The 6,953-nt window shown below is 70.8% G+C and carries 5 protein-coding genes and 1 tRNA gene; 1 reads left to right on the top strand and 5 read right to left on the bottom strand.

Annotation, left to right across the window (positions count from 1 at the left end):
• Positions 1-22: 22 nt before the first annotated feature.
• Positions 23-99: transfer RNA gene (locus tag ABD401_RS17175), tRNA-Met, on the bottom strand.
• A gap of 152 nt (positions 100-251) precedes the next feature.
• A complete protein-coding gene (locus ABD401_RS17170) occupies positions 252-3,287 on the bottom strand; it encodes a UPF0182 family membrane protein (protein WP_344606929.1) in 3,036 nt (1,011 codons plus the stop codon).
• A gap of 188 nt (positions 3,288-3,475) precedes the next feature.
• Here ABD401_RS17170 and ABD401_RS17165 point away from each other — a divergent pair, with 188 nt between their 5' ends.
• Positions 3,476-4,150 carry a PPA1309 family protein gene (locus tag ABD401_RS17165; RefSeq protein ID WP_344606927.1) on the top strand — a complete coding sequence of 225 codons (675 nt, stop codon included), beginning with the start codon at positions 3,476-3,478 and terminating at the stop codon, positions 4,148-4,150.
• Between the two features lie 6 nt (positions 4,151-4,156).
• Here ABD401_RS17165 and ABD401_RS17160 read toward each other — a convergent pair whose 3' ends face one another.
• Genes ABD401_RS17160 through ABD401_RS17150 form a run of 3 tightly spaced genes read right to left on the bottom strand, consistent with a single transcriptional unit; the run spans position 4,157 to position 6,870 of the window.
• Positions 4,157-5,218 carry a YlbL family protein gene (locus ABD401_RS17160; protein ID WP_344606925.1) on the bottom strand — a complete coding sequence of 354 codons (1,062 nt, stop codon included), beginning with the start codon at positions 5,216-5,218 and terminating at the stop codon, positions 4,157-4,159.
• Between the two features lie 31 nt (positions 5,219-5,249).
• Positions 5,250-5,675, bottom strand: a complete 426-nt coding sequence (locus tag ABD401_RS17155) for a molybdenum cofactor biosynthesis protein MoaE (protein ID WP_019875744.1) — start codon at positions 5,673-5,675, stop codon at positions 5,250-5,252.
• Positions 5,676-5,730: 55 nt separating this feature from the next.
• Positions 5,731-6,870 carry an NAD-dependent epimerase/dehydratase family protein gene (locus ABD401_RS17150; RefSeq protein ID WP_344606922.1) on the bottom strand — a complete coding sequence of 380 codons (1,140 nt, stop codon included), beginning with the start codon at positions 6,868-6,870 and terminating at the stop codon, positions 5,731-5,733.
• Positions 6,871-6,953: the final 83 nt, after the last annotated feature.

Here is a 6,953-nt window from a genome sequence, read left to right as displayed (position 1 = left end):
CGGGGCTCTGCACTGCACTGAGTGGTAGCGGGGACAGGATTTGAACCTGCGACCTCTGGGTTATGAGCCCAGCGAGCTACCGAACTGCTCCACCCCGCGTCGATGTGACTGGCGTCAGGTTACCAGGCGGCGGGGACCGAGCCAAAACGGGGGCCTGCTCCCCGGGCCCGGTCGGGGCCTTAACGGCCGCAGCGCCCGAGGCGGGGAGCGCGGGGCTCCCGTACCGCGGACGCTGCGACGTGGGTCGGCCGCTACGTGTCGGCCGGCGGGGTCGGATCCGGTGGTGCCGGGGTCGGGTCCGGTGGTGCGGCCGGGGTCGGGGTCGCGACCGGGGCGCTGTTGCCCCCGCCGCCTCCGCCGCCGCGCCGGTTCTGGAGGTTCGCGGCCTTGTTCAGCGCCGCCTCCAGTCGGTCCTGGGCCTTGCCGTAGGCCGCGAAGTCGCCCTTGGCGAGAGCGGCCTGGCCGTCGGAGTAGGCCTTCTGGGCGTCGGCGATCGCGGCGGCGATCTGGGCGTTGACGTTCTGCCCGCCACCGGAGCTGCCGTTGTTGTTGTTGCCACCGCCGCTGGGCGTCTCGTCCGGCGTGGTGACGCCCGAGTCGCCGTCGAAGACCTTGTCGAGGGCCTCACCCAGGGTGCGGCCGATGGCGATGTTGTCGCCGAAGGCGACGATCACCTGCTGCAGCAGCGGGAACGAGGTGCCGGTCGCGGCCTGGACGTACAACGGCTCGACATAGAGCAGGCCACCGCCGACGGGGAGGGTCAGCAGGTTTCCGAACGTCACCTTGTTGCCGACGCGCAGCGCCAGCAGCTCGGCGTTGACGCCCGGGTCGGCCTTGATCTCGTTCTGCACCTGTCTCGGACCGGGGACGGTGGTATTTCGGGGCAGCTGGAGCACGCGGAGTTTGCCGTACTCCGGCCCCGGCGTCGCATTGACCGCCATGAAGGCCGAGAGCTGCTGACGCCCGGCCGGCTCGAACGCCGTCGACAGCGAGAACGCCGGCTCCTTCTGACCCGGCATCTGCAGCGTGAGGTAGTACGGCGGCTGCGCCTCGGTGTCGGAGGCGACGCCGAGCGCGGCCTGACTGTCACCGGTGCCGGGGTCCCGCGGCACCTGCCAGAAGTCCGCGCGGCCGTAGAAAGTCTCGGCGTCCGTGACGTGGTAACGCGCCATCATTTCCCGCTGAACCTTGAACAGGTCCTCCGGGTAACGCAGGTGCGACATGAGAGCGCTCGGGATCTCGCTCTTCTCCTTGACGGAGTCCGGGAACGCCTTCTTCCACGTCTTCAGGACGGGGTCTTCCTCGTCCCACGTGTAGAGGCTGACCGTGCCGTCGTAGGCGTCGACCGTCGCCTTCACCGAGTTGCGGATGTAGTTGACCTCGTCGCGCGGGGCGATGACCCGACGGTCCGCCGTCGTCAGCGTGGTCTCGGTCGCCGTCCCCAGCGTCGTGCGGCTGGCGTAGGGGTAGTTGCCGCTGGTCGTGTAGCCGTCGACGATCCACTGCACCCGGCCGTCGATGATCGCGGGGTACGGGTTGCCGTCGAGTGTCAGCCAGGGCGCGACCTTGCCGATCCGGGCCCGCGGGTCACGGATGTAGAGGATCTTCGAGGCCGAGTCGACGTCGGAGGACAGCAGGATCTTCTGCTCGCGGAACTTCACCGCGTAGAGCATCTGCTTCCAGAAGTTGCCGATCGGCACGCCACCCTTGCCGGCGTAGGTGTTGTTCGACTGACCGTTGGGCTTGCTGTCGTCCGGGTAGTCGAACTCGCGGTTCTGCCCGTCGGAGCGGCCGACGATCGAGTACGCCGGCGACTCCTCACCGAAGTAGATGCGCGGCTCGTACTCGCCGACCAGCTGGTTGGTCGAGGAGATCCCGCTCGAGACGTAGTTCGGCCCGCCGTCGGAGTTGACGTTGTTGCCGCGCGCGGCCACGAAGCCGTAGCCGTGGGTGAAGATCAGGTGGTCGGACACCCAGTTGCGCTGCGCCGGCGGGATGTCGCCGAGGTTGAGCTCACGGACGGCGGCGACGACGTCCTCGGTCTTGCCGTTGACGTTGTACCGGTCGATCTTGAGCGTGTCCGGGAACGAGTAGAAGCCACGGATCTGCTGCTGCTGCTGGAACGTCGGCGAGACGATGTTCGGGTCGAGCAGACGGATGCTCGCCGTGGTGTTCGCGTTGGCGCGCAGCGCGCCGGCCTCCGCCGTGGTCTTGGCGTCGTACTCGGTGACCTCCGCGTCGGCGATCCCGTACGCGGTTCGCGTCGCCTGGATGTTGCGGTCGATGTACGGCGCCTCGCGGGTGACCTCACTCGGGCGCACCTGGAACTGCTGGACGATCGCCGGGTACACGCCGCCGATGAGCACCGCGGACAGGACCAGCAGACCGAGCCCGAGGCCCGGCAGGATCCAGGTCCGCCGCCACACGTTGGCGAAGAACAGGACGGCGCAGATGAGCGCGATGCCGACGAGGATCGTCTTCGCCGGCAGCAGCGCGTGGACGTCGCGGTAGCGCAGACCGGTCCAGCCGGTGACGCGCTCGAACCCACCGCCGTGGACGGCCAGGCCGTACCGGTCCAGCCAGTAGGCGACCGCCTTGAGCAGCACGAACAGACCGAGCAGCACCGAGATGTGCGCCTGCGCGGCGGGGGTCGACTTCTCCCCCGGCGTCTGCAGCCGCAGACCGCCGTAGAGGTAGTGCGTGACCGCCGCCGCGAGCAGCGAGACCAGGACGATCGCGAAGAAGAACCCGAGGACGAAGCGCCACCACGGGTAGTCGAAGACGTAGAAGGAGACGTCCTTGTTGAACTGCGGGTCCTTCACCCCGAAGCTCGTGCCGTGGCGCCACTGCAGCCAGGTGCGCCACTCACCCGCGGCGGCGGTGCCGCCGAGGATGCCGAGCACGACACCGATACCGAGAACCAGCCACACCCGGTACGGGTCGATGCTGACCCGGTAGCGGTCGAGGTTCTGCTGCTCGGCCGACATGCCGCGGAACGCCGGCCGCAGCCGGTACGCGATCACGATGTTGGCCACGACCAGCACCGCCATCAGCAGGCCGAAGACGACGAACAGACCGATCCGCGTCGTCAGGCGCGTCGTGAAGACGTCGGTGTACTCGATCGACCGGAACCACAGCAGATCGGTCATGAACGACGTGAAGACGCCGAACCCGAACATGAGCATCACGAGGATGACCAGCGTCGGAATGAGCGCCTTGGGCCGCTTACGCCCGGTGCTGAAGGGTCGCCGAGGGCTCGACCCTGCGTCGGGGGGATTGAAGGTCACGCCAGCCGTCCTGTCTCGCTAGATCATCTGGCCGTGCCAGGGCAACTTACCGAGCGTCCTGAGGGTTCCCGACGGTCGGCCCCGGCGCGTCACACACCGATCACCTCGACCCCCACCCCGGCGACCACCTCGTCCTTTCGTTGAGGAGGTCGAAGACGCGCCGCCCGCGCTCGCCTAGGGTGAGCGCCGTGAACCCCTTCCTCCACTCCGCGCTGGTCGACATCGAGCAGCACGTCGCGCAGGGCGGCTGGGACCAGCCGACCCGGCTGTACGCCCTGGTCGAGACCGCGACCCTTCTCCGCGAGGAGCCCTCCCTGATGGAGGAGTTCCAGCGGATGGGCATCGACCGGCCCCCGGCCTTCACGCCGGTCGAGCAGGAGGACCTGCCCGACATGCCGCTGGACGAGATCCTCGCCCAGATCACCTGGGGCGAGCAGGTCACGGGCTGCGCGATCGCCGTCGAGCGGCTCGTGCTCCCGGCCGAGGTCGAGGTCACGATCCCCCACGACTCCCCCGAGATGCCGGCCTACGTCGCCGCGCACCCGCTGCGCGAGGAGATCCGGCTCGTCGCCGCGGTCCTGCGCAACGGCCACCGGGACTGCGCGCTGCGCATGCGCTCCAACGACAAGGACGAGGAGGTCCTGTTCGGTGAGGACCTCGCCCCCGGCCTGCTCGAGGCCCTGCTCGGCACCTTCAGCGAGTACGACTACGAGCAGGTGAACGAGGAGGACCTCACGGACGAGGAGCGCGAGCTGCTCGCCCAGGAGCGCGCCGCCGCGGCCGAGGGCCACGAGCACGGCCCCGGCTGCAACCACGACGAGGACGATCACGGCCACGGGCACGGCCACGGGCACGGCCACTGAGGGAACTCAGCAGGTCGGGACGGTGCCCTGCCCGGTGCGGATCGCGTTGAGGGCCTTCACCGCGGTGTCGAGGGTGTCGACGCGGACCAGCTGAATCCCGTCGGGCCGGTTCGCCGCGGCCTCACGGCAGTTGCCGGCCGGGACCATGAAGACGGTCGCCCCGGCCTTGCGGGCGCCGAGGATCTTCATCTGGATGCCGCCGATCTTGCCGACGACCCCGTCGTCGGAGATCGAGCCGGTGCCTGCGATGTGCCGGCCGCCGGTGATGTCCTCCGGCGTCAGGCGCTCGATGATGCCGAGCGCGAACATCAGGCCGGCGCTCGGGCCGCCGACGTCGTCCAGGGAGATCGTCACCTGGAACGGGAACTCGTAGTCGACGTCGGGGGTGATGCCCACGAACGGGATCGACGGGTCGTCCGGGTTCGGCGCGGTGGTCAGCGTCTGGTTGACCCGCTTGCCGTCGCGCTCGAGGACGAACGCGACCTGCTCCCCCGGCTTGTGCTTGCGGACGAGCTCGACGACCTGTGCCGGGCCGGTGACCTTCACCCCGTCGATGCGCAGGATCCGGTCGGCGACCTGGAGCTTGCCCCAGGCCGGGGTGCCCTCGGTCAGGGCCGCGACCACGGTGTTCGCGACCAGCGGGATCTTGAGCTGCTTGAGCGCCGCCGCGGTCGCGTGCGTCTGCGACAACGCCATCTCCTGGACGTTGCGGGCCTCGATGTCCTCGGCCGACAGGTTGTCCGGGTAGACGGTGTTGCGCGGCACGACGGCGACGCCGGACTGCAGCCAGCCCTGCATCGCCTCGAACAGGCTCATCCGGTGGCTCGGGTTGCTGATCGCGACCGTCGTCAGGTCGAGCTTTCCGGTGGTCGGGAACGTCTGCCGCCCGGAGATGACGATCAGCGGCTTGCCGTTCGCCTCACCGAGGGTGTCGGTGGCCGGGCCGGGCGAGAGCCGCGCGTACGGGACGGGCAGCAGGAGCAGGCACGCCACCATGACCGCCAGGAGCACACCCGTCACCGAGAGCGTGACGGTCCGCGCCTGCCGCGCGCCGAGTCGGTTCAGCACGGAGGAACCTTACGTGGAGCGGGCTCGATCCCTACGGGGTGCCGACCCACTCGGTCGAACCGTCGGTGAAGAGCTGGTGCTTCCAGATCGGCGTCTCGGCCTTGATCGTGTCGATGAGCTCCTTGCAGGCCGCGAACGCCTCGCCCCGGTGCCCGGTCGAGACGGCGACGACGACCGCGAGCCCGCCGATGTCGAGATCCCCGACCCGGTGCACGGCGGCCACCTTGATCACGTCGTGCGTCGCGGCGATGCGCTCGCAGATCTCCCGCATCTTGTCCGCGGCGGTCGGGTGCGCCGAGTACTGCAGGCCGGTCACGTTCTTGTCCTGGTCGTTGTCCCGGACCGTGCCGACGAACATCGAGATGCCGCCCGCGGCCGGGTCCTCGACCAGCGCGAGGATCTCCGCCGGGTCCAGGGGGACGTCCCGGATCTCGACCAGCCGTACCGCGTCGCTCATTCCTTGCCTCTTCTCGTCAGGGCTGCGCCTGTCCGGCCGGTTTCCGAGCAGGGTGTCATGCGCGCCGCCGCCGGCGGGCCGGGCGCAGGATCGCCGCGGTCCCCATCATGGCGACCGCGGCCCCGGCCGCGCCAAGGGACGCCCGGTGCGCGTTCGCCGGGCGCGCCCCCAGGTCGACCAGCATCGCCTCCAGAGCGGCGACGTTGTCGTACCGCGCACGCCACCCGGCGGTCCGTAGCCGCTCGCTGGAGACCACCCACGGGTAGGCGACGTAGCGCAGCTCGGAGGCCGGCGCGGCGCCGACGCCGAGGCGCGCGAGCCGCTCCGCCGCCCCGAAGGCCAGCGACGACGGCAGCGTGATGCGCCGCAGCCCCGCGACCAGTTCCACGTCCTCCTGCTCCAGCCACCCCTCGCACCCGACGGTGACGGCGCCGGAGACCTTCCCGAGCGCCGCGTACTCCAGCGCCGAGACCAGGTCGTCGACGTGGCAGAACTGCCAGGCCGGCCGGACGCCCTGCAGGTGCAGCAGCCTCGTCGAGGAGAAGTGCCGGGTCAGGACGGTGTCCATCCCGCCGCCGACGAGCATCGCCGGGCGCAGCACGGTCAGCGCGCCGGCCCCGGCGGCCGGCCGCGCGGCGCGGGCCAGGTCCTCGATCTCCATCAGCTCGGCCACCAGGCCGCGCTCCGGCGTCGCGCGCAGCGGGGCGTCCTCGTCCAACGGCAACGGGTTGGCCTCGTCGGCCCCGTAGACCATCGCCGAGGTGCACAGGACGACGCGGGGCACGCCCGCACGCCCGGCCGCGTCGAGCGCCGCGGCGGCGACCGGCACGTTCGCCACCGTCGGCTCCGCGTCGAAGGAGATCTCCAGGTGCACCAGCACCGACGCCCCCGCGAGCCGGTCCGCGAGCAGGGGCTCGCCGGTGGCGATCGGACGCAGCTCCGCGACCTCGGGGTGCCCGGTCAGCTGCTCGGCCAGCCGCCGCCCCAGCCCGCTGTCCGCGCCGGTGATCGCCACGACCAGCCCGCGGCCGGTCCCCCGCCCCGCGGCCGCGCGCGCCGCGCTCCAGCGCTTCGGCGCCTTCCCGGTCGCTTTGCCGGTCGCCGTCCCGCGCGCCGTCCCGGACTTCCCGGACGCCGGGCCGGCTGAGCGCGGTCCCGTGCGCTCAGAGCGAACCTGCCGCTGCGGCGGCGTCATCGCCGCCGGGGCCCGGCTAGGTTGGAGAACATGAGCAGCGCACGCTCCAGGACTCAGGGTGTCGCCGCAATTGTCGCCGACCG

The organism is Sporichthya brevicatena (genome assembly GCF_039525035.1).
Classification (GTDB): domain Bacteria; phylum Actinomycetota; class Actinomycetes; order Sporichthyales; family Sporichthyaceae; genus Sporichthya; species Sporichthya brevicatena.
The sequence above is the reverse complement of the archived record's forward strand: the minus strand, read 5'-3'. Positions and strand labels throughout refer to the sequence as shown.